Consider the following 575-nt stretch of genomic DNA (forward strand, 5'->3'; position numbering starts at 1 on the left):
CGCATCCAAGTGACGCCTTCGGCGCACCTGATGCGGGCGTTAGGTGCTAAACCAACATTGGAGTTAACTTCTAATTCTATGATGAGAAATCTTCTTTTAAGTATTTTGCTTCTTATCTCAACACAAGTTCTTGCGAATGTTGATCTTGTTAAAGTGGATAAATCTGAAAGGGTTATGTATTTGATGGATGGTGAGAAGATCGTGAAGGAATATACGATTTCTCTTGGTGGAAATCCCAAAGGCCACAAACAGCAAGAAGGCGATCAGAGAACTCCCGAGGGTACTTATACTCTCGACTACAAAAAAGAAGACTCGTCTTTTTATCGTGCAATGCATGTCAGTTACCCCAATAAATCGGATAATAAAAACGCCAAAGATAAAGGCATTGATCCGGGTGGGTTCATTATGGTTCACGGTCAAAGAAATTGGCTCGGTGGCCTTGCGTTCATTACACAAAACTTCGACTGGACAAATGGCTGTATCGCCATCACAAATGATGAAATGGATGAGTTCATGAATTTGGTTTCAGTCGGTACAAAAATAAAAATAGAGTGGTAGCAATCCGCACCTAACAA

The 575-nt window shown here is 41.0% G+C and carries 1 protein-coding gene; it reads left to right on the top strand.

Going from position 1 to position 575, the window contains the following annotated elements:
- Positions 1 to 558: L,D-transpeptidase family protein (locus ACY2RQ_RS19740; protein ID WP_490114727.1), on the top strand; the 558-nt coding region annotated here is incomplete at its 5' end.
- Positions 559 to 575 lie beyond the last annotated feature (17 nt).

It is taken from the genome of Parendozoicomonas sp. 209JJ7-1 (assembly GCF_058147085.1).